The sequence below is a fragment of the Mycobacterium sp. NGS64 genome, from assembly GCF_059812245.1.
Window position 1 is genome coordinate 1,337,720 of sequence record NZ_JCALCI010000001.1, and the last position, 26,356, is coordinate 1,364,075.

Annotated in this window: 23 protein-coding genes; 15 read left to right on the top strand and 8 right to left on the bottom strand. The window is 71.0% G+C overall.

Annotated features, from left to right (window positions below):
* Positions 1-4: 4 nt before the first annotated feature.
* The 3 genes from AC5Y4S_RS06755 to AC5Y4S_RS06765 all read right to left on the bottom strand — a co-directional run bounded on the left by AC5Y4S_RS06755 (position 5) and on the right by AC5Y4S_RS06765 (position 7,011).
* Complete coding sequence (locus tag AC5Y4S_RS06755; RefSeq protein ID WP_500031266.1) at positions 5-2,635, bottom strand: circularly permuted type 2 ATP-grasp protein; 2,631 nt, start codon at positions 2,633-2,635, stop codon at positions 5-7.
* Positions 2,636-5,959 (bottom strand): transglutaminase family protein, encoded by a 3,324-nt coding sequence (locus tag AC5Y4S_RS06760; RefSeq protein WP_500031268.1) that lies wholly within the window; start codon positions 5,957-5,959, stop codon positions 2,636-2,638.
* A gap of 62 nt (positions 5,960-6,021) precedes the next feature.
* Entirely contained in the window at positions 6,022-7,011 is a 990-nt protein-coding gene (locus AC5Y4S_RS06765; protein WP_500031271.1) for a hypothetical protein, read from the bottom strand.
* A 139-nt stretch (positions 7,012-7,150) separates the two neighbouring features.
* Here AC5Y4S_RS06765 and AC5Y4S_RS06770 point away from each other — a divergent pair, with 139 nt between their 5' ends.
* Both AC5Y4S_RS06770 and AC5Y4S_RS06775 read left to right on the top strand, forming a co-directional pair.
* Entirely contained in the window at positions 7,151-8,500 is a 1,350-nt protein-coding gene (locus tag AC5Y4S_RS06770; RefSeq protein ID WP_500031273.1) for a replication-associated recombination protein A, read from the top strand.
* Entirely contained in the window at positions 8,497-8,832 is a 336-nt protein-coding gene (locus AC5Y4S_RS06775; RefSeq protein WP_500031275.1) for a YciI family protein, read from the top strand. Before AC5Y4S_RS06770 ends, AC5Y4S_RS06775 begins: the two co-directional genes overlap by 4 nt.
* Before the next feature lie 120 nt (positions 8,833-8,952).
* Here the strand turns inward: AC5Y4S_RS06775 and AC5Y4S_RS06780 are convergent, their stop codons facing one another.
* On the bottom strand, positions 8,953-9,576 hold the full coding sequence (locus AC5Y4S_RS06780; RefSeq protein ID WP_500031277.1) for a hypothetical protein: 624 nt from the start codon (positions 9,574-9,576) through the stop codon (positions 8,953-8,955).
* A gap of 112 nt (positions 9,577-9,688) precedes the next feature.
* Complete coding sequence (locus AC5Y4S_RS06785) at positions 9,689-10,309, bottom strand: putative quinol monooxygenase (protein WP_500031279.1); 621 nt, start codon at positions 10,307-10,309, stop codon at positions 9,689-9,691.
* A 171-nt stretch (positions 10,310-10,480) separates the two neighbouring features.
* Between AC5Y4S_RS06785 and AC5Y4S_RS06790 the strand changes: the two genes are divergently transcribed.
* The 12 genes from AC5Y4S_RS06790 to aroQ all read left to right on the top strand — a co-directional run bounded on the left by AC5Y4S_RS06790 (position 10,481) and on the right by aroQ (position 21,939).
* Positions 10,481-10,870 (top strand): secondary thiamine-phosphate synthase enzyme YjbQ, encoded by a 390-nt coding sequence (locus AC5Y4S_RS06790; protein ID WP_193376520.1) that lies wholly within the window; start codon positions 10,481-10,483, stop codon positions 10,868-10,870.
* Positions 10,871-10,932: 62 nt separating this feature from the next.
* Complete coding sequence (gene alaS / locus AC5Y4S_RS06795) at positions 10,933-13,626, top strand: alanine--tRNA ligase (RefSeq protein ID WP_500031281.1); 2,694 nt, start codon at positions 10,933-10,935, stop codon at positions 13,624-13,626.
* Positions 13,627-14,130 carry a Holliday junction resolvase RuvX gene (gene ruvX / locus AC5Y4S_RS06800; RefSeq protein WP_085189415.1) on the top strand — a complete coding sequence of 168 codons (504 nt, stop codon included), beginning with the start codon at positions 13,627-13,629 and terminating at the stop codon, positions 14,128-14,130.
* On the top strand, positions 14,123-15,370 hold the full coding sequence (locus AC5Y4S_RS06805; protein WP_500031284.1) for an endolytic transglycosylase MltG: 1,248 nt from the start codon (positions 14,123-14,125) through the stop codon (positions 15,368-15,370). The genes ruvX and AC5Y4S_RS06805 overlap by 8 nt, the downstream gene beginning before the upstream one ends.
* Complete coding sequence (locus AC5Y4S_RS06810) at positions 15,345-16,154, top strand: shikimate dehydrogenase (RefSeq protein WP_500031286.1); 810 nt, start codon at positions 15,345-15,347, stop codon at positions 16,152-16,154. The genes AC5Y4S_RS06805 and AC5Y4S_RS06810 overlap by 26 nt, the downstream gene beginning before the upstream one ends.
* A gap of 11 nt (positions 16,155-16,165) precedes the next feature.
* Positions 16,166-16,585 carry a prepilin peptidase gene (locus AC5Y4S_RS06815; protein ID WP_500031289.1) on the top strand — a complete coding sequence of 140 codons (420 nt, stop codon included), beginning with the start codon at positions 16,166-16,168 and terminating at the stop codon, positions 16,583-16,585.
* 188 nt (positions 16,586-16,773) lie between these two features.
* Positions 16,774-17,814 (top strand): hypothetical protein, encoded by a 1,041-nt coding sequence (locus AC5Y4S_RS06820; protein ID WP_500031291.1) that lies wholly within the window; start codon positions 16,774-16,776, stop codon positions 17,812-17,814.
* On the top strand, positions 17,807-18,634 hold the full coding sequence (locus tag AC5Y4S_RS06825) for a nucleotidyl transferase AbiEii/AbiGii toxin family protein (protein WP_500031293.1): 828 nt from the start codon (positions 17,807-17,809) through the stop codon (positions 18,632-18,634). The genes AC5Y4S_RS06820 and AC5Y4S_RS06825 overlap by 8 nt, the downstream gene beginning before the upstream one ends.
* 71 nt (positions 18,635-18,705) lie before the next feature.
* On the top strand, positions 18,706-19,911 hold the full coding sequence (gene aroC / locus AC5Y4S_RS06830) for a chorismate synthase (protein WP_500031295.1): 1,206 nt from the start codon (positions 18,706-18,708) through the stop codon (positions 19,909-19,911).
* Positions 19,911-20,435 carry a shikimate kinase gene (locus AC5Y4S_RS06835; protein ID WP_500031299.1) on the top strand — a complete coding sequence of 175 codons (525 nt, stop codon included), beginning with the start codon at positions 19,911-19,913 and terminating at the stop codon, positions 20,433-20,435. Before aroC ends, AC5Y4S_RS06835 begins: the two co-directional genes overlap by 1 nt.
* A complete protein-coding gene (gene aroB, locus AC5Y4S_RS06840) occupies positions 20,432-21,514 on the top strand; it encodes a 3-dehydroquinate synthase (protein WP_500031303.1) in 1,083 nt (360 codons plus the stop codon). The genes AC5Y4S_RS06835 and aroB overlap by 4 nt, the downstream gene beginning before the upstream one ends.
* Complete coding sequence (gene aroQ, locus AC5Y4S_RS06845) at positions 21,511-21,939, top strand: type II 3-dehydroquinate dehydratase (protein ID WP_500031305.1); 429 nt, start codon at positions 21,511-21,513, stop codon at positions 21,937-21,939. The genes aroB and aroQ overlap by 4 nt, the downstream gene beginning before the upstream one ends.
* On the opposite strand, the gene AC5Y4S_RS06850 is transcribed toward aroQ, so the two are convergent.
* On the bottom strand, positions 21,936-22,616 hold the full coding sequence (locus AC5Y4S_RS06850; RefSeq protein ID WP_500031306.1) for a B-4DMT family transporter: 681 nt from the start codon (positions 22,614-22,616) through the stop codon (positions 21,936-21,938). The two genes, aroQ and AC5Y4S_RS06850, sit on opposite strands and share 4 nt — an antisense overlap.
* Before the next feature lie 33 nt (positions 22,617-22,649).
* Between AC5Y4S_RS06850 and AC5Y4S_RS06855 the strand changes: the two genes are divergently transcribed.
* A complete protein-coding gene (locus AC5Y4S_RS06855; RefSeq protein ID WP_500031307.1) occupies positions 22,650-23,759 on the top strand; it encodes a M24 family metallopeptidase in 1,110 nt (369 codons plus the stop codon).
* On the opposite strand, the gene AC5Y4S_RS06860 is transcribed toward AC5Y4S_RS06855, so the two are convergent.
* Positions 23,756-24,991, bottom strand: a complete 1,236-nt coding sequence (locus AC5Y4S_RS06860) for a PE family protein (protein WP_500031308.1) — start codon at positions 24,989-24,991, stop codon at positions 23,756-23,758. The genes AC5Y4S_RS06855 and AC5Y4S_RS06860 overlap by 4 nt on opposite strands.
* Before the next feature lie 90 nt (positions 24,992-25,081).
* A complete protein-coding gene (locus tag AC5Y4S_RS06865; RefSeq protein WP_500031310.1) occupies positions 25,082-26,314 on the bottom strand; it encodes a PE family protein in 1,233 nt (410 codons plus the stop codon).
* Between the last annotated feature and the right edge of the window lie 42 nt (positions 26,315-26,356).

Here is a 26,356-nt window from a genome sequence, read left to right on the forward strand (position 1 = left end):
CTAGCTAGGCCGGCATCACCCGTCGTTCGTCGGGGCCCCACAGCGGCTGGAACCCGCCCGGCAACCGCAGTTGCGTCTCGGTGATGACGTCGGCCAGGTTGCGCAATTCGGCATGGATCGCGTCGAGCAGTTCGGCCAGCTGCACGCGGCTCCCGTCGGTGATCTCCTCCAGCTCCTCGGGGTGCGAGCGGCGCAGCATGGTGCTGATCTCGTCAACCAACCGCTCGGGGCGCGACGACCCCGACGAGCTGGGCAGGTCCTTGAGGTTGGTCCGCAGCCGCTCCAGTTGGTACAGCAGCGACCGCGGGTTGGTGGCGTCGAACAGCATCAACTCGGCCACCGCGGCGACGCTGACGTTGCCGACGGTGCGGCGCCGGTAGATGACCGAGGATTCGCACGCGACCAGCGTCGCCTCGATGATCGTCTGCTCGGCGGCCGCGCACCGGACGGTGGCCAGCGTGGCCCGCAACAGGGCGGTCAGCCACAGGCCGCGTTCGATGCGCTTGCCGATGTCCATCAGCGTCCAGCCCACGTCGCGCACCATCGACTCGCTCGCCACCCCGGCCAGCGTCAGCATCCCGGCCAGGGTGTGTGCCTGTGCCGACGCGAGCAGCGCGTCGGCCTCGGCGAGGGAGTCCGGCGGCTCGGAGCGAAGCGCCAGCGCCCGCTCCACCCCGGCCAGCACGGTCCACGTGTCGTTGGACAACTGGTCGCGCACCGCCCGGGCGGCCAGCCCCAGCCCGTCCACCGAGCCCACCAGCGACCCGGGCTGGTTCGGGTCCAGGGTCAGCGACCACAGCATCGAGGGGGTGACGGCGATCATCTCCGCGTGATCCTCGGTGCTGCCGTAGCCCGCGCTGGTGTCGCTGCCGGTGATCCGGCCCAGCGCGGCCATCAGCACCGGCACGCACTCGCTTTCCTCGGTGTGCTGCTGGTGCCGGTACACGTGGAAGCGGTCGCGCGCCACGATGAGCAACCGGGCCATCTCCTCGGCGCGCTCGCCGTAGCGCCCCATCCAGAACAGGTCGGACAGCACGCGCGGCGAGCTGACCCCCCAGGTGCCCGCGGCCGTCTTCGCGGGTTCCGGCGGCGACGGCAGGGTCACCGTCTCGGCCCGCGCCCGCTCGGTGGGACGCACCCAGACATCCTTTGCCGCAACGGTTTTCAGCGTGAATGCCGAGGGCCCGGTAGCCAGCACGTAGCCGGCGCCACCGATCATCGGCGCGTAGCCGCCGCGCTGCGCGACGGTGAACAGCCGCATGCCCACGCCGGCCGACGACAACACGCCGGTGTGGTCGGTGGGCGCCGACGAGAACTGCGGCAGCTCCTGGCCCACCCAGTGCCACGGCATGTGTTCGATGCAAGCGGCCAGGTTGGCCAGCTGTGCGGACGAAAGCGTCGGCCCCACATAGGTTTTCCCGCCGACGGCGGACTTGATCAGCAGCGACGACAGGTTGGCCAGCAGGTGCGAGCGTTCGCCGGCGACGCCGCCCCAGTAGACCGGCGCCGTCTCCAGCAGCGGCTCCTCGTCGATTAGCCGCTCGGCCAGCTGCGGCAGAAACCGAAGCAGCCCAGGGCTTTCCAGGATGCCGCTGCCCAGCGTGTTGACCACGGTCACCGTCCCGCGGTGCTGCGCCTCCACCAGCCCGACGACACCGAGGCGGGAATCGGCGCGCAGGTCCAGCGGGTCGGTGTACTCCGCGTCGACCCGGCGCAGGACCACGTCGACGCGTTTCAGCGTGCCCAGCGAGCGCATCCACAGCTTGCCGTCGCGAACCACCAGGTCCGCGCTCTCCACCAGCGGAAAGCCCAGCAGGGTGGCCAGGTACGCCTGGTCGAACGCGGTCTCCGAGTAGATGCCGGGGGATAGCACCACCACCACCGGGTCCTGGGCGACGTCGGGGGCGGCGTCGATGAGCGCGAGGCGCAGCGCCTGCGCGAACGGCGTCGTCGCCCGCGGGGCGATCCGCTCGTAGAGGTCCGGAATCGAGTGCGCCACAACGCGCCTGTCGGCCAGCGCGTAGCCCGCGCCCGACGGCGCCTGCGTCCAGTCGGCGTTGACGTGGAAGCTGCCGTCGGGCACCCGGCTGACGTCGCAGGCGTGCATGAACAGCTGGTGGTGCCCGGGCACCTCGATGCCGTTGGCGGGTCGCACGTAACCGGGGTGGCCGAACACCAGTTGCGGCGGCAGGATGCCCTCGGTGAGCAGGGCGCGGGGCCCGTACAGGTCGGCCAGCACGGCATCGAGCAGGCGGGAGCGCTGCACCAGGCCGGCCTCCAGCACGTCCCAGTCGGCCGCGGAGAGCACGATCGGCAGGGTGTCCAGGTTCCAGGGCCGGGGTTCCACCCCGCCGTGGTCGGGATCGACCTCGGTGTAGGTGATTCCGTCGTTGTCGATCAGGTTGTCCACCACCGAGCGCAGCCGGGTCAGCCCGGCGCGGCCGCGCTCCGCGACGGCGTCGGCGAGCTCGGACCACGCCGGGCGCACGTTTCCGTCGCGGTCGACGAACTCGTCGTAGCCGACCCGGGGGCCGTGCCGCAGGTCGAAGAGCGCTTCCTGGGCCCGCGCGGTCCGGTATCCGGCCAGCAGCCGGTCGGCGTCGTAGTGGGCGGGGGGGACTTCGAGGGACGACATTTACTGCTGCACGGTACGCACGCGCCGCAGGTCGAGGATGCCCGGCGCGCCGATGTCGGTGAGAATCCTGGCCTGCCGCTCCTTGATCGCGGACAGGTCGAGCTTGCCCGCGGTGAAGCCGGTCGCCTCGAAGCGGCGGGCGCGGCGCGACTCGGCCTCGACGGCGTTGATCGGGGGCTCGTCGTAGGCGCGCCCGCCGGGGTGCGCGACGTGGTAGGTGCAGCCGCCGCGCGACGTCCCGGTGGCGAGGTCGACCAGCTCGAACTGCAGCGGCACGTCGGTGCTGATGGTCGGGTGCAGCGCGCTGGGCGGCTGCCACGCCTTGAACCGCACACCGCCCACGTGGATGTCGGGGTTGTCGGTGGCCAGCAGCGGCACCGGGTAGCCGTTGGCCGTCACCACGTAGCGGTGCCGGTCGGCGCCGATGACGCGGATCTGGATGCGTTCGATCGAGGAGTCGACGTAGCGGGCCGTGCCGGTGGCGGTGGCCTCCTCGCCCAGGGTGTTCCACGGTTCGATCGCGCCGCGCAGCTCGATCTCCACGCCGTCGAAGACGGCGGTGCCGATGCGCGGGAAGCGGAACTCGGTGAACGGGTCCAGCCAGCTGGTCTCGAAGGGCACGCCGTGCGCGCGCAGGTCGGCGGCGACGTCGGCGATGTCGTGAATCAGGAAGTGCGGCAACAGGTATCGCCCGTGCAGGTTGGCGCCGTGCCGGATCAGCGGGGCGCGCAGCGGTTCGTCCCAGAACCACGCCACCAGCGATCGCACCAGCAGCGACTGCACCATCGCCATGCGCAGGTGCGGCGGCATCTCGAAGCCGCGCAGCTCCAGCAGGCCGAGCCGGCCGCGGGGGCCGTCGGGGCTGTAGAGCTTGTCGATGCAGAACTCGGCGCGGTGCGTGTTGCCGGTGATGTCGGTGAGCAGGTGGCGCAGCGCGCGGTCGGTCACCCAAGGTTTGGCGGCGCCGCCCGCGCATAAGCGCGCGATCTCGGCGAACGCGATCTCGAGTTCGTACAGCGCCTCCGAGCGGCCCTCGTCGACCCGGGGCGCCTGCGAGGTGGTGCCCACGAATCGCCCGGCGAACAGGTAGGACAGCGACGGGTGCCGCTGCCAGTAGGTCAGCAGCGAGACCAGCAGGTCGGGGCGGCGCAGCAGCGGCGAGTCCGCTGGCGTGACGCCGCCCAACGTGATGTGGTTGCCGCCGCCGGTGCCGCCGTGCGTGCCGTCGACATCGAAGGACTCGGTGGACAGCCGGGCCAGGCGGGCCTGCTCGTAGAGCGTCTCCAGCAGCTGCGTCTGTTCGGCGAAGCTGGCCGTGGGCGGCACGTTGACCTCGATCACGCCGGGGTCCGGCGTGATGGTCACCGACTTCAGCCGCGGGTCCGGCGGCGGCCCGTAGCCCTCGATCACCACCGGGCAGTCGGCCTTGGCCGCCGCGGCCTCGACCCGGGCGACGAGGTCGACGAAGTGCTCGAGCGCCTCGGTGGGCGGCACGAAGATGTAAAGCTGCCCGCGGCGGACCTCGGCGACCATCGCGGTCGGCGGCGCCCCGTCGGGCACCGTCACAACCGCATCTGTCGACTCCGTCGACAGCGCGCCGTCCACGGCGAGGGGATCCGCCTCGAAGGTGGCGCGGGGCGGGCGCCAGTTGATCGAGTCCAACGGCAGCCGCAGGCCGGCCGGGGAGTCGCCCTCCAGCAGCACGATGCGGCCGCGGCGCAGCCGCCAGTTCGCGCTGGCCCAGCCGAGCTCATCGTCGCGGCGGTGCAGCGGCAGCACGAAAGCGGCTGGGGCCGTGGTGGATTCGTCGAGGCGCGCCAGCAGCGCGGCGCGGTTCTCGGCGGTGTCGGGGGTGGCGTCGGGGCCGAGGTCGTCGCCCGCCGGCACCGGGTCGCCGTGCGGCTTGCGCACCTTGGCGGCCAGCCGGGCCAGCGGATCCTCGTAGGCCGGCCGCACCTGCGAGGGCGGCAGGCCGAAGCCGTCGGCGATCGCGGCGAGCACCTCGTGGGCCGCGTCCTCCTCGACGCGGGCCGGCGCGGCGCTCCAGGGATCTGCCAGCAGCGCGTCGTCGGCCCACAGCGGCCGCCCGTCGGTGCGCCAATAGAGCGCAATCTGCCAGCGCGGCAACGGTTCTCCCGGATACCACCGGCCCTGCCCGCGCTGGATCAGCCCCTGCGGCGCCCACACCGACTTCAGCCGCGCGGCAAGGTCGGACGCCCGCTGCCGCTTGTGCGGGCCGTCGGCGGCCGTCGTCCACTCCTCGTCGACCTGGTTGTCCACCGAGACGAACGTCGGCTCGCCGCCGACGGTGAGCCGGACGTCGGCGGCGGTCAGCCGCTCGTCGACGGCGCGCCCCACGTCGCAGATGGTCCGCCAGGCCTGGTCGGTGTAGGGGAGCGTGACGCGGGGATCTTCGTGGACGCGGGTGACGGTGTTAGAGAACTCCAGGACCGATTCGCAGGGCTCGGTGCCGCCGGTGATGGGCGCGGCGCTCGCGGGGTGCGGCGTCGCCGCCAGCGGGATGTGGCCCTCGCCGGCGAACAGCCCCGACGTCGGGTCCAGCCCGATCCATCCCGCGCCGGGGATGTACACCTCGGTCCACGCGTGCAGGTCGGTGAAGTCGGCCGCGGGCCCGGACGGCCCGTCGAGCGCCTCCACGTCGGAGGCCAGCTGCACCAGGTAGCCCGACACGAACCGGGCGGCCAGCCCGAGCTGGCGCAGGATCGACACCAGCAGCCACGCCGAGTCCCGGCACGAGCCCACGCCGTTGCGCAGCGTGAAATCCGGTGTCTGCACACCGGGTTCCATCCGCAGGCTGTAGGCGACGTCGGCGTTGATGGCGCGGTTGAGCGCGACCAAGAAGTCGATGGTGCGGGTCCCCTCGGGCACCCGGAAGTTGCTGACCCACGCCTGCACGAGCCCGCCCGGACCCGACCCCTCGGCGTCCTCGTCGACGGGCCGCAGGTACGGCTTGAGGTCGTCGGCCAGCTCCTTGGGGTAGGTCCAGCCGCCCGAGGGCCACTTCTCGGCCCAGTCCTCGATGAAGAAGTCGAACGGGTTGATCACCTTGAGGTCGGCGATGAGCCCCACGGTGATGGTCAGCTGGCTCATGGGATTCGGAAACACCAGTCGCGCAAGGAAATTGCCGACCGCGTCCTGCTGCCAGTTGATGAAGTGGTCGCCCGGCTCGACGCGCAGCGAGTAGGCCTCGATGGCGGTGCGGGAGTGGGGGGCCGGGCGCAGCCGCACCACGTGCGGATAAACCCGGACCAGCCGGTCAAAGGTGTAGCTGGTGCGGTGCTCCAGCGCAACTTTGATGCTCACCCGCTGATTGCATCACAAGCGCCACAAGGTCGCAGCGCAGCGCAATCAGCGGGGCCCCGGGCCTACCCGTACTGGGGGCCCGGCGGCGGCGTGCCCGGTGGCGGGCCCGCCTGGTAACCACCGCCCGGCTGCTCCAGCGGGACGACCTGGCCGCCGGACAGCTTGCGGTAGCCGTAGATCCCGATCAGCGCGGCCACGGGCGCGCCGACGAGGATGCCCAGGCCGCAGGCCAAGAAGCCGACGAGGATGGCCGCCGCCGACACCAGCCAGATCAGCAGGGCGTTGACGAAGTTCGACTGGACGGTGGTGAAGCTGGACTTCAACCCGTCGATGGCGCCCTGCGAGCGGTCGATGATGAACGGGATGGCGAACTGCGCGAAGATGCCCACGACGAGGCCGGGGATGACGCACAGGATCGAGCCGATCGAGGTCAGGATCCCGATGATGATCGCCGCGAGGATCACGTTGCCGAGGTTGCGCGGCTTGAAGAACGAACCGATGCTCACCGTCCGTCCGTCCGCGATGTCCAGGCATCCGGAAAAGAACGCGGACTGGGCGAAAATGCCTATCGCATAGATCAATATGTAACCGACGATCATGATGATCATCCCGCCCGCCCCGATGCTCGTGGTGGCGGTGGTGTAGCCGTCGGCGTTCGTGGTGGTCGTGGTCGAGCCCATGCCGCCGCCGAACAGGATCGCGGCGTAGGCGATCCCCATCAGCACCGCGTAGATGAGCGTGGAGACGACCAGCGGCGCGACGTTTTGGGTGAACTTGCCCCAGGCCCAGCTGAAGGCCTCGCCGATGCTGAAGGCCGGCGGACCGCCGGGGACGCCACCGTAACCGGGCTGCGGCGCGTAGCCGGGCGGCGGTGCGCCGTAGCCGGGCGGGGGTGGCGGCGGGCCGCCGTAGCCGGGCGGCGGTGGCGGGGGTGCGCCGTAGCCGGGCGGCGGGCCTGCGGGCGGTGGTGGCGGGGGTGCGCCGTAGCCGGGCGGTGGCGGGTAACCGGGAGGGTTCTGCGGGGTGCCGGGGTACTCGGGGGGCTGGCTCATGTCCGTCCTAGCTGTTGGATTCAACTTGTGGCCACGCGCACGGAATCTGGCAACCCGGAACTTAGCAAATAAGTCGCCAGGACGCGCGGATTGTTTTCGCCGCTTTCCTCCTCGGCGCACCCCGTCGCCCGGGCGTGGTATGCCTAAAACCGTGTCCGACGGTCTCTTCGACCTTCCCGGCGCACCGCAGACTGCCGACCAGGGCTTCGGCGTGTCGGCGGGTGCGCCGCTGGCGGTGCGGATGCGCCCGGCGTCGCTGGACGAGGTCGTCGGCCAGGGCCACCTGCTGGCACCCGGGTCGCCGCTGCGCCGCCTGGTGGAGGGCTCGGGCGTCGCGTCCGTCATCCTGTACGGCCCCCCGGGCAGCGGCAAGACCACACTGGCCGCGCTGATCTCGGGGTCGACGGGCCGCCGGTTCGAGGCGCTGTCGGCGCTGTCGGCGGGCGTGAAGGACGTCCGGGCGGTGATAGACAAGGCGCGGCACGCGCTCCTGTCCGGCGAACAGACCGTGCTGTTCATCGACGAGGTGCACCGGTTCTCCAAGACCCAGCAGGACGCGTTGCTGTCCGCCGTGGAGAACCGGGTGGTGCTGCTGGTGGCGGCGACGACGGAAAACCCCTCGTTCTCCGTGGTGGCGCCGCTCTTGTCCCGGTCGCTGATCCTGCAGCTGCGCCCGCTGACGTCCGACGACATCCGCACGCTGGTCCGCCGCGCGATCGACGACCCCCGCGGCCTGGGCGGCCGCGTCGAAGTGCAGCCCGAGGCCGTCGACCTTCTGGTGCAGCTGGCCGCCGGCGATGCCCGCCGCGCCCTGACGGCGCTCGAGGTCGCGGCCGAGGCAACTGACACCGTGACCGTCGAGACCATCGAGCAGTCGCTGGACAAGGCCGCCGTGCGCTACGACCGCGACGGCGACCAGCACTACGACGTCGTCAGCGCCTTCATCAAGTCGGTCCGTGGCTCCGACGTCGACGCCGCGCTGCACTACCTGGCCCGCATGCTGGTCGCGGGGGAGGACCCGCGGTTCGTGGCGCGCCGGCTGATGATCCTGGCCAGCGAGGACATCGGGATGGCCGACCCGACGGCGCTGCAGACCGCGGTCGCCGCCGCCCAGACCGTGGCGCTGATCGGCATGCCGGAGGCCCAGCTGACGCTGGCGCACGCCACCATCCATCTGGCCACCGCGCCGAAGTCCAACGCGGTCACCACCGCGCTGGCGGCGGCGATGGACGACATCCGGGCCGGCAAGGCCGGGCTGGTGCCGCCGCACCTGCGCGACGGGCATTACTCCGGCGCCGCGGCGCTGGGCAACGCGCAGGGCTACAAGTACTCGCACGACGCCCCGGATGGCGTTGTGCCCCAACAATATCCGCCCGACGAGCTGGTGGACGTGGACTACTATCGGCCCACCGGCCGCGGCGGCGAACGTGAGATGGCCGGTCGACTGGACCGGCTGCGCGCGATCATCCGGAAGAGGGGACGGGCATGAAGACCTTCACCGACGAGGAGATGGGCCGGCTGCTGCCCACCGCCAAGGCCTACAGCGTCGTCATCCTCAAACGCGGCCCCCGGTTCGGCGACGAGTCGTCGCCGCCGATCATCTGGGAGCACGGCCGGCGCAACTTCGGCCTGCGCGACGACGGCGTGCTGGCGGTGGTGTTGCCGGTCACCGACGAGTCCGATGTCTGCGGCATCGGGGTGTTCGCCGCGAGCGTCGAGGACACCCGCGCCATCATGGCCGACGACCCCGGGGTCGCGGCGGGCGTGTTCACCTACCAGGTGCACGAGTGCCGCGGATTCCCCGGGGACGCGCTGCCCTAGCCGTCGCAGTGGTCACAGGGTGTGAGCTGACGGCTTTGCGTGGGTATCTAGGGCGCAGATTTCGCCGGATGCCCGCCGTGGAGGCACACAGAAAGCCCTAGTTACACACTCACGCCGCCCCTAGACCAGCTCCGGCACTCGCAGATGCGCGATGGCCAGCTCGAACTCGCCCACGTCGAGCACCTCGGCGCCCAAGTCGCGGGCCCGCCTGCTGCGCAGCTCGCTCGCCCGGTCGCGGTTTCGGGCCATCGCTTCGACGCTGTCGAAGCTCGAGCACGCCACCGCCCGCCGGCACGCCGGGTGGTCGACCATCAGGCTGGCGCTGCAGAAGCCGTCGAGAGTCTCCAACTCCGGGAGCACGTACATCCGGTAGAAGTTGAGGGACCGCTCGAGATGGTCCGGCACCACCTTGAGCCAGGTGGCCCGCACGCACGCTCCCTGATGCGCCCGATGATCGCGGCGCATCAGAGATATGTCCCATTCTTCGACCCTCGCCTGGCCGGAGAACATCATGGCGGCGCGGTCACGGATGGGCGCCACCCGCTCGGCGCTGGCGCGCATCTTCTCCAAGCTGTCCCACGAGCTGGTGGCGATGCAGGTGCCGTCCTGCCGGTCGACCAACAGCGACATTCCGACATACCCGTCCATCTCCTGAAGGGCGGGCATGACGACATCGCGAATGTGCGCAATGCCGATGTCGACCGACAGGGGTTGCGCCTGAATGGTGGTGGAGCGTGCGTACATTGGTGAGCCTCCTTGTCGGGGCCTGGATTTGACTGGGCCCCGGTGGCGCCACCGGGGCCCCATGACTACCTTCCTCCTCCCGGGTAGGGGTGGCAATGGGCGCGAACCGAGATCAGACGAGCTCGGGTACCCGCAGGTGTGCCAGCGCCAGCTCGAACTCGCGCTCGTCGAGTTCCTCGACGCCCGCCTCGCGAATCGACGCGGTCTTGAGGGCGGTCGCCTGCTCGCGGTTGCGCTGCATCGCGTCCAGGCTGTCGAACGTCACCGAGGACACGCCGCGCCCAGACGCGCGGTCGACCAGCAGGCTGGCGCTGCAGAACCCGTCGAGGTCCTCGAGTTGGCGCAGGACGGACGACTTGAAGTACTCGATGCCCTGGTCCATTTGGCCCTCCGGCACCCTGACCCAGGTCGCGCGGACGCCGGCGCCGTCGGGCGCGCGGTGATCGCGGTGCAGCGCCGCGATCTCCCATTCCGCGACATCGGCCGTGCCGCCGAACATTTCCGCGGCCCGATCTCGGATCGGCGTCACGGTTTCACCGCTGGCGCGCATGGCCTCATCGCTCTCCCAGGCGCTGGTGGCAATGCACCGGCCCGACTCCCGGTCGACCAACAGCGATACGCCGACGCACCCCGGCATGCCTTGCAGTGCGGGCATGACCTCATCGCGAACGTGCGCAATTCCGGCGTCGATCGACGAGGGTTGCGCCTGAATAGTGGTAGAGCGTGCGTACACGACCCACCCCCTCTTTGTTCGGGGCAGCGCCCCGGTGGCGCCACCGGTCCAACCAGATACGTTCCTCCTGGCAGGCGGCGGTGGCAATGCCCCCCGGGGGTGTGGCAGCCCTCACAAACGATTGGCCGGTCCCGCTGGGCGCGCCGTAGGCTTGACCGGGTGCATACCGATGTGCTGCAGGTAGACACCGCCCAGCGCCGCATCGTCGATCTGACCGATGCGGTGCGCCGGTTCTGCTTCAGCTACGGCGACGGCCTGTGCAACGTGTTCGTCCCGCATGCCACGGCCGGGGTCGCGATCATCGAGACCGGTGCCGGTTCCGACGACGACCTGGTCGACACGCTGGAACGGCTGTTGCCGCGCGACGAGCGGTACCGGCACGCGCACGGATCGCCGGGCCACGGCGCCGACCACGTGCTGCCGGCGATCGTCGCGCCGTCGGTGACGGTGCCGGTCGCCAGCGGCGACCCGCAGCTGGGCACCTGGCAAAGCATCGTGCTGGTCGACCTCAACCGGGACAATCCCCGGCGGTCGGTGCGGTTGAGCTTCCTGGAGGGCTAGCTGGCTAGGCTGGGAATCCCGATCGAAGCAAAGCAAAGCAACTAGGAAGAAGCGGACTAAAAGTGCAGACACACGAGATCAGGAAGCGATTCCTCGATCACTTCGTGAAGGCGGGCCACACCGAGGTGCCGAGCGCCTCGGTGATCCTCGACGACCCCAACCTGCTGTTCGTCAACGCCGGCATGGTCCAGTTCGTGCCGTTCTTCCTGGGCGCGCGCACGCCGCCGTACGCGACGGCCACCAGCATCCAAAAGTGCATCCGCACCCCCGATATCGACGAGGTGGGCATCACCACCCGACACAACACCTTCTTCCAGATGGCCGGCAATTTCTCGTTCGGCGACTACTTCAAGCGCCGGGCGGTCGAGCTGGCCTGGGCGCTGCTGACCAATTCGATCGACGACGGCGGATACGGCCTGGATCCCGAAAGGCTCTGGGCCACGGTCTATTTCGACGACGACGAGGCATTCTCGCTGTGGCAGGAAATCGCCGGGCTGCCGGCGGAGCGGATCCAGCGCCGCGGCATGGAGGACAACTACTGGTCGATGGGCATCCCCGGGCCGTGCGGGCCGTCGTCGGAGATCTACTACGACCGCGGCCCCGAGTTCGGCGTCGAGGGCGGGCCGATCGCCAACGAGGACCGCTACGTCGAGCTGTGGAACCTCGTGTTCATGCAGAGCGAGCGCGGCGAGGGCACGTCCAAGACCGACTTCGAGATCCTGGGGCCGTTGCCGCGCAAGAACATCGACACCGGCATGGGCGTGGAGCGGGTCGCGTTCGTGCTGCAGGGCGTGCACAACGTGTACGAGACCGACCTGCTGCGCCCGGTCATCGATCTGGTCGCCACCCGCGCGCCGCGCGGATACGACACCGGTAACCACGAGGACGACGTGCGCTACCGCGTCATTGCCGACCACAGCCGCACCGCGGCGATCCTGATCGGCGACGGCGTCAGCCCCGGCAACGACGGGCGCGGCTACGTGTTGCGCCGGCTGCTGCGCCGGGTGATCCGCTCGGCCAAGCTGCTCGGCATCGAGGAGCCGATCGTCGGGGACCTGATGGCCACCGTGCGCGACTCGATGGGCCCGTCGTACCCCGAACTCGTCACCGATTTCGACCGGATCCGGCGCATCGCCGTCGCCGAGGAGACCGCCTTCAACCGCACGTTGGCCTCGGGTTCGAAGCTGTTCGAGGACGTCGCCGGCGCCACCAAGGCGACCGGCGCGACGGTGGTGTCCGGGTCGGACGCGTTCACCCTGCACGACACCTACGGCTTCCCGATCGAGCTCACCCTCGAGATGGCCGCCGAGGCCGGCCTGCAGGTCGACGAGATCGGCTTCCGGGAGCTGATGGCCGAGCAACGCCGCCGCGCCAAGGCCGACGCCGCCGCGCGCAAGCACGCGCACGCCGACCTGAGCGCCTATCGCGAGCTGGTCGACGCCGGGCCCACCGAGTTCACCGGGTTCGACGAGTTGACCTCCGAGGCAAGGGTTTTGGGCATCTTCGTGGACGGCAAGCGGGTGCCCGTCGTCGCGCACGGCGGCGACGGCGCGGACCGGGTGGAGCTGGTGCTGGACCGCACCCCGCTCTACGCCGAGTCGGGCGGCCAGATCGCCGACGAGGGCAGCATCAGCGGAACCGGCGCCAACGAGAGCGCCCGCGCGGCCGTCACCGATGTGCAGAAGATCGCCAAAACCCTTTGGGTGCACCGGGTCAACGTCGAGTCAGGGGAATTCGTGGAGGGCGACACGGTCGTCGCCGCGGTGGATCCGGGCTGGCGCCGCGGCGCCACCCAGGGTCACTCGGGCACCCACATGGTGCACGCGGCACTGCGACAGGTGTTGGGGCCCAATGCCGTTCAGGCGGGATCGCTGAACCGGCCGGGCTACCTGCGTTTCGACTTCAACTGGCAGGGCCCCCTGACGGAGGAGCAGCGCACCCAGATCGAGGAGGTCACCAACGAGGCGGTGCAGGCCGACTTCGAGGTGCACACCTTCACCGAGCAGCTGGAGAAGGCCAAGGCGATGGGGGCGATGGCGCTGTTCGGCGAGGCCTATCCCGACGAGGTTCGCGTGGTGGAGATCGGCGGGCCGTTCTCCCTGGAGCTGTGCGGCGGAACCCACGTGCACAACTCGGCGCAGATCGGGCCGGTCACCATCCTGGGCGAGTCGTCGATCGGTTCCGGGATCCGGCGGGTGGAGGCCTACGTCGGGCTGGAGTCGTTCCGCCACCTGGCCAAGGAGCGCGCGCTGATGGCCGGGCTGGCGTCGTCGCTGAAGGTGCCGTCCGAGGAGGTGCCGGCCCGGGTCGCCAACCTGGTGGACCGGCTCAAGGCCGCCGAGAAGGAACTCGAACGTGCCCGGCTCGCGGGCGCGCGGGCCGCCGCGACCAACGCCGCGGCCGGCGCCGAGCGGATCGGTAACGTGCGTGTGGTGGCGCAGCGGATGTCGAGCGGGATGACGGCGGGCGACCTGCGCTCCCTGGTCGGCGACATCCGGGGCAAGCTGGGCAGCGATCCGGCGGTGGTGGCGCTGATCTCCGAAGGAGAGGGCAATTCAGTGCCCTACGCGGTCGCCGTCAACGCCGCCGCCCAGGACCTCGGTCTGCGTGCCAACGAGCTGATCAAGCAGCTTGCCGGGGCCGTCGACGGCCGCGGCGGCGGCAAGGCCGACCTGGCGCAGGGGTCGGGGAAGGACCCGACCGGCATCGACGCGGCCCTCGACGCGGTGCGTTCCGAGATCGCGCGGGTCGGTTGAGTGGTCTTGACACAGCACCGCCTCCCGGACCGGCCCGGCGACCCTGATCAGGATCCCGGACGGGGGCGACGGCTCGGCATCGACGTGGGCAGCGTGCGCATCGGCGTGGCCGCCAGCGACCCCGACGGCATCCTGGCCACCCCGGTGGAGACGGTGCGCCGCGACCGTTCCGGCAGGCACGTGCGCCGGCTGGCCGAGCTGGCCGCCGAGCTGGAGGCCGTCGAGGTGATCGTCGGGCTGCCGCGCACCCTGGCCGACCGCACCGGGCCGTCGGCGGTGGACGCGATCGAACTGGCCGAGACGCTGGCCCGGCGGATCGCCCCGACGCCGGTCCGGCTGGCCGACGAGCGGCTGACCACCGTGAGCGCCCAGCGGTCGCTGCGCGCCGCGGGGGTGCGGGCCCGAGAGCAGCGCGCGGTGATAGACCAGGCCGCGGCGGTGGCGATCCTGCAGAGCTGGCTCGACCAGCGTCGCGCGGCGACCGGGGGTCCCACCGATGGTTGACAGCGCCCGCGGCCAGCGCGCCGAGCCCGAGGCGGTCGGGTCGTCGCGGCGCCGGACGAGCCGGGTTGCCCGCAACCGTGCGGCACAGCGCAAGCGGCGTAAGCGCCTCGTCGGCCGGATCGTCCTCGTGCTGTCCGTCGTGGTCATGGTGACCGTCGTCTTCGTCGGCACCCGGCTGTGGAACACGGTGTTCGGCTCCGGTGACGACTACAGCGGAAATGGCAAGCGCGACATCGTGATTCACGTCCAGGACGGCGACTCGACCACCATGGTCGGCGAGACGCTGCACAGCCAGGGAGTGGTCGCGACGGTCCGCGCGTTCGTCAACGCCGCGCATGGCAACGCCGCGATCAACTCGATCCAGCCCGGCTACTACCGGATGCGCACCGAGATCCCGGCGGCCAACGCCGTCGCGCGGCTGGCCGACCCGAACAACCGGGTGGGGCGGCTGGTCATACCCGAGGGACGTCAGCTCGACGACACCACCGACATGAAGACCAACGTGGTGAATCCCGGCATCTTCTCGTTGATCTCCCGCGCCACCTGCGTGGACCTCGACGGCACCAAGCGCTGCGTGTCGGTCGACGACCTGCGCGCCGCGGCCTCCGACAGTGCGCCCACGACGCTGGCGGTGCCGCCGTGGGCCGTCGAGCCGGTGACCGAGCTGGGCAAGGACCACCGCCGCATCGAGGGACTGATCGCGCCGGGGACCTTCAACGTCGACCCCGCGTCGTCGGCCGAAAGCATCTTGACCAGCCTGATCAGCGCGGGCGCCGTGGAGTACATGAAGTCCGGGCTGCTGGATTCCGCACAGGCCAGGGGGGTGTCGCCCTACGACATCCTGGTGGTCGCCTCGCTGGTGCAGCAGGAATCCAATTCGCAGGACTTCGCGAAGGTGGCGCAGGTGATCTACAACCGCCTGCACGCCCACCACACGCTGGAATTCGACTCGACCGTGAACTATCCACTGGACCGCCGCGAGGTCGCCACCTCCGACGCCGACCGCGCCCAGCGGACCCCGTGGAACACCTACGTGTCGCAGGGGCTGCCCGCCACGGCGATCTGTTCGCCCGGCGTCGACGCGCTGCGCGCGGCCGAGCATCCGGAGCCGGGGGACTGGCTGTACTTCGTCACCATCGATGCGCAGGGCACGACGCTGTTCACCAAGGACTATCAACAGCATTTGGCCAATATCGAGCTGGCTAAGCACAACGGTGTCCTCGACAGCACGCCCCGCTAGAAAGGCGGGGGTGCTCGGGCGCCCCATCGCCCATTCGAAGTCCCCTGACCTGCACCTGGCCGCGTACCGGGCGCTGGGCCTGAACGACTGGACTTACGACCGCATCGAATGCGGTGCCGAGGAGTTGCCCGCCGTCGTCGGCGGTTTGGCGCCGGAGTGGGTCGGGGTGTCGGTGACCATGCCGGGCAAATTCGCCGCGCTGCGATTCGCCGACGAGCACACCGAGCGCGCGGCCCTGGTCGGCTCCGCCAACACCCTGGTGCGCACCGCGGCGGGCTGGCGGGCCGACAACACCGACGTCGACGGGGTCTCCGGGGCCATTGGGTCGGCCTCGGGATGGGCGCTGGTCTGTGGATCGGGCGGCACCGCGCCGGCGGCCGTCGTCGGCCTGGCCGAGCTCGGCGTCACCGGCATCACCGTCGTCGCGCGGGATCCGGACAAGGCCGCCCGGCTGGTGGACCTCGGCGCCCGTGTCGGCGTCGAGACCCGGTTCTGCGGCCTGGACGACGGCGGGCTGGCCGACGAGGTGGCGGGCGCGCAGGTGCTGGTCAGCACCATCCCCGCGGACGTGGCCGCGCGGTACGCCGGCGTGTTCGCCGCGATCCCGGTGCTGCTGGACGCCGTCTACGACCCGTGGCCGACGCCGCTGGCGGCGGCGGTGGGCGCGGCGGGCGGCCGGGTGATCGACGGCCTGCAGATGCTGCTGCACCAGGCGTTTTCCCAGGTGGAACAGTTCACCGGGCTGCCGGCGCCGCGAGCGGCGATGGAGGCGGCGCTGCGCTAGCCTGCCGCTTCATGGCGGCCGGCGTGGTGTTGCTGTGGATGGGCGCGCTGACCGCCTACGACGTCCGGCGGCGCCGGCTGCCCAACGCGCTGACCCTGCCCGGGGCCGCCGTCATCCTGCTGGTCGCCGCCCTGACCGGTCGCGGGCTGCCCGCGGTGGCCGGCGCGGCGGCGTTGACCGGGGTGTACCTGGCGGTCCACCTCGTTGCCCCGGCGGCGATGGGGGCCGGCGACGTCAAGCTGGCGATTGGGCTGGGCGGCCTGGCCGGCTGTTTCGGCCCGGACGTGTGGTTCCTGGCGGCGCTGGGCGCGCCGCTGTTCACGGCGCTGGCCGGGGTGGTCGCGCTGGTGCGCGGCGCGCGCACCGTGCCGCACGGCCCGTCGATGTGCCTGGCCACGGCGGGCGCGGCGGGGTGGGGGCTGTTCGGCTAGTAGCCGGGCGTCGAAATCGACGTGGCGGGTAGGGGGTCAGATAGAAGTTCACCACCGTCCGCGAACCAGCCTGCCAAGTGGTCCGAGCCTTGCCACATCTTCCCTGATGCAGGGCATCCCTCAAGGCATATACTTCAATAAAACAGCAAACTTCACTGTTCCATTGAAGTACGGTGTTTGAGTGAAGTATGCTGGGAAACATGTCCTGGGACGAACGAGCCGTGAGCGCATTACAAACGGTGATGCGCCGTGCGCTGGACGGCACACGGCACCCGGAAAGCCCCCACCATGACGTGATTGTGAAGCTCGACGACGCGGAGTTCCTTGTGCGATGGCTACCCGTGGGTTTTCCTCACCAGGTTGCCGCGGCATTACATGACCAGCCCAAGCCCGAAATCTTGGTTGCACCTTCCATGTCGCCTGGAGCCCGGGCGGCGGCGCACGATGCCGGTGTGGGCTGGGTCGACGAGTCGGGGGCCGCCGACATCTATTACCGCAACCCGTCAACAGGAACGACCATCGTGGTCCAGACAAAGGGCACCCCGCCGATGCCGCTCGATACCAGGCTGGGCTGGCGACCCGCGGCCCTCGCGGCGTGCGAGGCGCTGCTGGCCGGCGCTGCTGAACCGACCGTCTCCTCGGTCGTGGAGGCGACGGGCATCTCGATGGGCTCGGCGGCCGCAGCGTTGAAGTTCCTCGAGAATGACGGACACCTGGAAAGCGCCGTGGCACGGGGGCCGGCTTCAGCCCGTCGTGTCGTTGACCGCGACGCGCTGCTGGACGCATACGCGATCGCGGCGGAGCGGTTGCGATCGCCGCTGTCATTGCGAGTGGGAATTCTCTGGCGTCACCCGGTCGCGGACGCCGTTGACTTCGGTAAGGCGATGGCACGCAACGGAATCGCGTGGGCGGCGACCGGTGCGTTGTCGGCGCGGGTGCTGGCTCCGTTGCAGACCGAAATCAGTCCCCTTGAGATCTACGTGGCGGGACGGACGCCGAGTGATCTTGGTCGAGTGGCCTTCGCCGCGGGACTGAAACCGATCGACGGCGGCCGGCTCCTGTTGCGCCCGTTCCCAACGCCGGCCGGTGACAAGCTCACCATGGTCGACCACGTCCACGGTTTGCGGTCGATGTTGTGGCCGCGTGTTTACGCGGACCTCCGCACGACCGGCGTGCGCGGCGAAGACGCCGCGCAGCACCTACGTGAGGAGCAAATGTCCGATGATTGATGAAGAATCTGAGCGGTCCGAAGCGGGCCGGCGAGCCGCCGAACTTGCCCTCGTGCGCGTGGTACACCATTACGGCGGAACCCCTGAGTTCGTCCTGCTCGGCGGTCTCGTGCCCGGGTTGTTGTGCGCTCGTTCGGGTCAGCGACACGCCGGAACGACGGACGTCGACGTCCAGGTAGACCTGGAGATTGCCGGGGGCGCGGTCGAGGCTGGTCGCCTCGAAAAGGCACTGCGGAACGCCGAATTCGAGCCGGGGGGCGAGCACGTCTGGCGGTGGAAACTCGTCGACTCGCCTACCGTCATCAAGTTCGAGCTGCTCGCCGACCTCGATGACCAGCCAAATGAGGCGACCGTCGAGTTCGTCGAATGCGATCAATTGGGGGCAGTGAACCTGCGCGGAACGGGTTACGCGGCCCGGGACACCATGATTCACAAGATCAGCGCCAAGGATCACGGAACCTTGCTCAACGCTGAGATAAAGGTCGCCGGGTTGGCAGGCTTTCTCGTCGCCAAGATGGCCGCAGCGCATGGGCGACGCAAACCGAAGGACTGGTACGACATCGCGTTCGTGCTGTTGCACAACGACTACGGCGACCCCGCCGCGGCCGCGGCGCGGGTGCTCGCGGTGTTCCCTGATGCGATCGGTGCGATTCGCACGTGGGTGCTGGATCTGCAGGCCAATTTCGAGGATGGGGGTTCCCAGGGCACCGAGGCTTACGTCGCGCAGATCACGACGGACCACCCCGATCTGGACGCGACAACGGCGGCTGCTGATGCTCAGTTGGCCATTGAGGCGTTCACGGAGCATCTCCTCGGCTGACGCGCCAACGTCGATCTCGCCGTGACCTCTCGGATTTAAGTTCGCGACGACCCACATGGGAGAATGGCCGGGTGTTGCGCTGGATCACCGCCGGAGAATCCCATGGTCGCGCGCTGGTGGCCGTGGTGGAAGGCATGGTCGCCGGCGTCGACGTCACCTCGACCGAGATCGCCGATCAGCTGGCCCGCCGCCGCCTGGGCTACGGCCGCGGCGCGCGGATGAAGTTCGAGCGCGACGCGGTGACCATCCTGTCCGGCATCCGCCACGGCGTCACCCTCGGCGGGCCCATCGCGATCGAGATCGGCAACACCGAGTGGCCGAAGTGGGAAACCGTGATGGCCACCGACCCGGTGGACCCGGCCGAACTGACCAACAGCGCCCGCAACGAACCGCTGACCCGGCCGCGGCCGGGCCACGCCGACTACGCGGGCATGCTCAAGTACGGCTTCGACGACGCCCGGCCGGTGCTGGAGCGGGCCAGCGCCCGCGAGACCGCCGCTCGCGTGGCCGCCGGGACCGTGGCCCGCTCGTTCCTGCGGCAGGCGCTCGGCGTCGAGGTCCTCTCCCACGTCATCGCGATCGGCCCGTCAAAGCCCTACGACGGCCCGCCGCCGCGCCCCGAGGACCTGCCCGCGATCGACGACAGCCCGGTCCGCGCATATGACAAGGCGGCCGAGGAAGCCATGATCGCCGAGATCGAGGCGGCCAAGAAGGACGGCGACACCCTCGGCGGCGTGGTGGAGGTGGTGGCGTTCGGCCTGCCGGTCGGGCTCGGCTCGTTCACCAGCGGCGACAACCGCCTCGACAGCCAACTGGCCGCGGCCGTGATGGGCATTCAGGCGATCAAGGGCGTCGAGATCGGCGACGGTTTCGAGACGGCGCGCCGCCGCGGCAGCCGCGCCCACGACGAGATGTACCCCGGTCCCGACGGCGTCGTCCGCTCGACCAACCGGGCCGGCGGGCTGGAGGGCGGCATGACCAACGGCCAGCCGCTGCGGGTGCGGGCCGCGATGAAGCCGATTTCCACCGTCCCGCGCGCCCTGGCCACCGTCGACATGGCGACCGGCGACGAGGCCGTCGCGATCCACCAGCGCTCCGACGTGTGCGCGGTGCCGGCCGCCGGTGTCGTGGTCGAGACGATGGTGGCGCTGGTGCTGGCCCGCGCGGCGCTGGAGAAGTTCGGCGGCGACTCGCTGACCGAGACCCGCCGCAACGTCGAGTCCTACCGGCGCGCGGTCGCCGACCGGGAATCGCCCGCCGCGCGCGGTACCGCGTAATGGCGCCCAAGGCGGTGCTCGTCGGCCTGCCGGGCTCCGGCAAGTCCACCATCGGGCGGCGGCTGGCCAAGGCGCTCGGGGTCGGGCTGCTCGACACCGACGTGGCGATCGAGCAGCAGACCGGCCGCAGCATCCCCGAAATCTTCGCCACCGACGGCGAACAGGAGTTCCGCCGCATCGAGGAACAGGTGGTGCGCGCGGCTTTGGCCGAGCACGACGGCGTCCTCTCGCTCGGCGGCGGCGCGGTCACCAGCCCGGGCGTGTGCGAGGCGCTGGCCGGGCACACCGTCATCTACCTGGAGATCGGCGCCCGCGAGGGGGTACGGCGCACCGGCGGCACCGCCGTGCGGCCGCTGCTGGCCGGCCCGGACCGCGCCGAGAAATACCGCGAGCTGATGGCCAAACGGGTCCCGCTGTACCGGCGCGTCGCGACCATCCGGGTCGACACCAACCGCCGTAATCCCGGGGCCGTGGTCCGCAACATCCTGAGCCGGTTGCAGACGCCGAGCGAGGCCGCCACATGACCGCCGCGCCGGTCACCGTGCACGTGGCCGTCGACGATCCGTATCCGGTCGTGATCGGCGCCGGCCTGCTCGGCGAGCTGGAGAACCTGCTGTCCGGCCGGCACCGAGTCGCGGTGCTACATCAGCCGGTACTGGGCGACACCGCCGAGGAGATCCGAAAGCGGCTGGCCGACAAGGGGATCGACGCGCACCGCATCGAGATCCCGGACGCCGAGGCGGGCAAGGACCTGCCCGTCGTCGGATTCATCTGGGAAGTGTTGGGCCGCATCGGGATCGGCCGCAAGGACGCCCTGGTCAGCCTGGGCGGCGGCGCGGCCACCGACGTCGCCGGTTTCGCGGCGGCGACCTGGCTGCGCGGCGTCGACATCGTCCACGTCCCGACCACGTTGCTCGGCATGGTCGACGCGGCCGTGGGCGGCAAGACCGGCATCAACACCGACGCCGGCAAGAACCTGGTCGGCGCGTTCCATCAGCCGCTGGCCGTCCTGGTGGACCTGGAGACGCTGAAGACGTTGCCGCGCAACGAACTCGTCGCCGGGATGGCCGAGGTGGTGAAGGCGGGGTTCATCGCCGATCCGGTGATCCTCGACCTCATCGAGGCCGACCCGCAGGCCGCGCTGGACCCCGCGGGCGACGTGCTGCCGGAGCTGATCCGGCGCGCGATCGCCGTCAAGGCGGAGGTCGTCGCCGCCGACGAGAAGGAGTCGGAGCTGCGCGAAATCCTCAACTACGGCCACACTTTGGCGCACGCGATCGAGCGCCGGGAACGCTACCGTTGGCGCCACGGCGCCGCCGTGTCGGTGGGCCTGGTGTTCGCCGCGGAGCTGGCCCGGCTGGCCGGCCGGCTGGACGACGACACCGCGGCGCGTCACCGCAGCATCCTGACCTCGCTCGGCCTGCCGGTTACGTACGACGCCGACGCGTTGCCGCAGTTGCTCGAATACATGGCTGGGGACAAGAAAACCCGCGCCGGCGTGCTTCGGTTCGTCGTCCTCGACGGGCTCGGGAAGCCGGGCCGGCTGACCGGGCCGGACCCGTCGCTGCTGGCGGCGGCCTACTCGGGGCTGGAGGCGCGATGACGGTGAACGTGATCAACGGTCCGAACCTGGGCCGGCTGGGCCGGCGCGAGCCCGACGTGTACGGCGACACCACGCATGACCAGCTGGCGGCGCTGATCGAGCGCGAAGCCGCCGCCCTGGGGCTGAAAGTCGTTGTGCGGCAGAGCGATAACGAAGCGCAGCTGCTGGACTGGATCCATGCGGCGGCCGACGCCGGAGAGCCGGTGATCCTCAACGCCGGCGGCCTGACCCACACGTCGGTGGCGCTGCGGGATGCGTGCGCAGAACTGAGCGCGCCCTTGATCGAGGTGCACATCTCCAACGTGCATGCCCGCGAGGAGTTTCGGCGCCACTCCTACATCAGCCCGGTCGCGACCGGCGTGATCGTCGGGCTGGGCATCCAGGGCTACCTGCTCGCCCTGCGCTACCTCGCAGAGGCCGGTTAGCGCTTTTCAGGTTCCGAGCCCGGCTGGGTATGCCTGGCGTCGGCGTCGGTGCGGATCACCTCGGTCTTGGCGTCGTCCTGGGTCGTCGGGATGGATTCCGTGGGCGCGTCGCGCTCGGCCGTGGCGACCGAAGCGGTCCGCTCCTCGTGCTGGGCTCCCGCGGTGGGAATCTCGCCGGTCGGCGCCTCGTCGCCGCGGACGGCCGAGAAGACGTCGGTGTCGGCCCGTTCGTCGCCCTCCCCGTGGGGGCGGGGCGGCGGGTTGCGGTCGATCCTCCAGCGGCCGACGGCCACACCGATGATCCCGGGGAGGAAGACGAGCAGCGCGGTGAAGGCCGCGAACGTCGTCACCTCGTTGATCAGGCCCCCGGTGTACAGGCCGGAGTACGCGAGCGCGATGAGCCAGGAGACGGCGCCGCTGAGGATGCCGGCCAACAGGCCGGCCAGCAGCCACGTCATCGCCAGATCCTGTCGGCGGTCCGGATCCGGCTGTGCCTTGGCGTCCGCCCGACCGTCGAGCACCCCCCACACGACGACGCCGATCACGAACAAGAGCAGCAGCACGACGCTGATCAGCCCGGCCTGTGTTTGCCACGCGTTGATCAGTGCACCTTGTATCAAACGGACGACGACCATCGCGGCGGCGAACACCAATCCGCGCAGGATCCAGTTCCTCATGAAGGGAAAGCCTAGCGAGTACCGTCAAGGGTCGTGACACATTCCCAGCGCCGAGAAAAGCTGAAAGCGCAGATCGGGGCCAGCGGGCTGGACGCGATGCTGGTCACGGACCTGGTCAACGTGCGGTACCTGTCCGGTTTCTCAGGATCGAACGGCGCGTTGCTGGTGTTTGCCGACGACCGCGAACCCGTGCTGGCCACCGACGGCCGGTACCGCACCCAGGCCGCCGAGCAGGCGCCCGACCTCGAGGTCGCCATCGAGCGGGCCGTCGGCCGTTACCTGGCGGGCCGGGCCGCCGGCGCCGCCGTCGGCAAGCTGGGCTTCGAGAGCAACGTGGTCACCGTCGACGGCTTCGACGCGCTGACGAGCGAGATCGAGGAGCACAAGGGATCGACCGAGTTGGTGCGGGCCGCCGGGACCGTCGAGGGATTGCGCGAGGTCAAGGACGCGGGAGAGGTCGCGCTGCTGCGCCTGGCCTGCGAGGCGGCCGACGCCGCGCTGACCGATCTGGTGGCGCGCGGCGGCCTGCGGCCCGGCCGGACCGAACGCGAGGTGAGCCGCGAGCTGGAGTCGCTGATGCTCGACCACGGCGCGGACGCGATCTCGTTCGAGACCATCGTGGCCGCCGGGCCGAATTCGGCCATCCCGCACCACCGCCCAACCGACGCGGTGCTGGACGACGGCGACTTCGTCAAGATCGACTTCGGCGCCCTGGTCGCCGGCTACCACTCCGACATGACCCGCACATTCGTGCTCGGCAAGGCCGCCGACTGGCAGCTGGAGATCTACCAGCTGGTCGCCGACGCGCAGCGGGCCGGCCGGGAGGCGCTCAAGCCCGGCGCCAACCTGCGCGAGGTCGACGGCGCCGCGCGCCAGCTGATCGCCGACGCCGGGTACGCCGAGCAGTTCGGCCACGGCCTGGGGCACGGCGTGGGCCTGCAGATCCACGAGGCCCCCGGGATCGGCGCCACCTCCACCGGCACGCTGCTGGCGGGGTCGGTGGTCACCGTCGAGCCCGGCGTCTATCTGCCCGGCCGCGGCGGGGTGCGCATCGAGGACACGCTCGTCGTGCCGGACGGCGCCGATGGGCATGGCCCCGAACTGCTGACGCGGTTCCCTAAGGAACTGGCCGTCCTGGCTTAGCTGGTGCCGTTGGCACCGTGCGCGCCGAACAATAATCCGCCCGTGCCGCCGGGGCCGCCGTGGCCGTGGACGATGCCGATTCCGCCGTCGCCGCCGCTGCCCCCATTGCCGACCAGCTGGGCGTTGCCGCCGCTGCCGCCATTACCCGGGCCGACGCCGCCGCCACCGGCGCCGCCGCCACCGCCGTTGCCGAAGAGGGCGGCCTGTCCGCCGTTGCCGCCGTCGCCCGAATTCAAGGAGGTCCCGCCGGTGCCGCCGAACCCGCCGTCGCCGAACAACAAGCCGGCCGCGCCGCCGTTGCCGCCGTGGCCGCCAGAAATGCCGTTCACGACGGACGTATCGCCGCCGGCGCCGCCGGCGCCGCCGCTGCCGGCGAGGCCGCCGCCGTGCCCCCCATTGCCGCCGGCCCCGCCGCCGCTGTTATTGCCTCCGTGGCCGCCGGCCCCGCCGGCGCCGCCGTTGCCGTAGATCAAGCCACCGTTGCCGCCCGCACCACCGGCGGCGCCGTCGTCCCCTAGGCCTTCGCCGCCGACGCCGCCAATCCCGCCGTTACCGAACAGGCCGGCCGACCCGCCGACGCCGCCGACGCCGGAGTTCCCGAACAAGCCGGAGCCGCCCAGCCCCCCGTTGCCGCCGGCGCCGTAGATGAGGCCGCCGGTCCCGCCGGCCCCGCCACTTCCGCCTGCTAGACCGCCGCCGCCGCCGTTGCCGCCGTTCCCGAACAGCCCGGCGGCCCCGCCGGCGCCGCCGGCCACTCCGAGAGCGGTGCTGTTGCCGCCGTTGCCGCCGTTGCCCCACAGGATCCCGCCCGCCTGACCCGGGCTGCCGATGCCTTGGGCGTTCGTTGTGCCGTCGGCGCCGTTGCCGATCAGGGGGCGTCCCAGCAGTATCTCGGTGGGCTCGTTGATTACTCCGAGGATGTCTTGCTCGAGGGTCTGCAGCGGGCCGGTATTGGCGGCCTCGGTGCCGGCGTACTGCGCCACGCCGGCGTTCATCAGCCCGACGAATTGCTGGTGGAACTGGGCAGCCTGGGCGCTGAGCGCCTGGTAGGCCTGCCCGTGCGCCCCGAATAACGAGGCGATGGCCGCCGACACCTCGTCGCCGGCCGCCGCCAACACGTTCGACGTCGGCCCCGCGGCCGCGGCGTGCGCGGAGCGCAGTGCCGACTCGATGTTGGCCAGATCCGATGCCGCCGTCGACATGAACTCCGGCGCCGCAACAACAAACGACATGTCACCCCACCTATCCCTCGGGCCGTATGCCGGTGACGCTAGCGATCGCGAGCATCGGCGCGAATCAGGGATTTCCCTACTGTTTTCGGCTCAGCTGGTGCCGTTTGTGCCGTGCGCGCCGAACAGCAGCCCTCCCGTGCCGCCGGGGCCGCCGTGGCCATTGGTGATGCCGGTCCCGCCGTTGCCGCCGTCGCCTCCGTTGCCCACCAGTACGGCGTTGCCGCCGGCGCCGCCGGCGCCGCCGCCGACGCCGCCGCTGCCATTGCCACCGCCGCCGCCGTTACCGAACAGCGCGGCCCCTCCGCCGTTGCCGCCGGCCCCTCCGTTGAGGGCGCCCCCGCCGGGACCGCCCACTCCGCCGTTGCCGAACAGGGCGCCGGCTGTACCGCCGTTGCCTCCCCGGCCGCCTACGGGTGCGTTGACCGGGTCGGTCGCTTCGCCGCCCCCGCCGCCGGCGCCACCGTCGCCCGCGAGGACGCCGCCGTGCCCTCCGGCGCCTCCGGCGCCGCCGTTGTCTACACCCGCGCCGCCAAGGCCGCCGCCACCGCCGTTGCCGTAGAGCAAGCCACCGTTGCCGCCGGCGCCGCCGGCGCCGCCGCTGCCGTTGGCGCCGCCGCCGCCGCCGGCGCCGCCGAACCCGCCGGCGCCGAACAGGCCGGCCGACCCGCCGGCGCCGCCGACGCCGCCGGTCCCCCGTGCACTGCCGGCCGCGCCGCCGTTGCCGCCGGCACCGTCGATGAGGCCGCCGGCCCCGCCGCTCCCTCCGTTTCCGCCCCCGAATGCACCGCTGCCGCCGTCGCCGCCGCGACCGAACAGCCCGGCGGCCCCGCCGGCGCCGCCGGCCACACCGCTGGCCGTGCTGTTGCCGCCGTTGCCGCCGTTGCCCCACAGGATGCCGCCGGCCTGGCCCGGGGTCCCGATGCCCTGGGCGTTGGTCACCCCGTTGGCGCCGTTGCCGATCAGCGGGCGTCCCAGCAGTATCTCGGTGGGCTCGTTGATCACCCCGAGCACGTCTTGCTCGAGGGTTTGCAGGGGGTTGGCGTTGGCGGCCTCGGCGCCGACGTACTGCGCCACACCGGCGTTCATCAGCCCGACGAATTGCTGGTGGAACTGGGCGGCCTGGGCGCTGAGCGTCTGGTAGGCCTGCCCGTGCGCCCCGAATAACGAGGCGATGGCCGCCGACACCTCGTCGCCGGCGGCCGCCAGCACGTTCGACGTCGGGACCGCGGCCGCGGCGTGGGCCTCACCCAGCGCCTGGCCGATGTTGGCCAGATCCGAAGCCGCCGTTGACATGAACTCCGGCGCCGCAATGACGAACGACATGCCTTACCTCCCCGTTGCGTGAATCCGATGGCGGTGACGCTA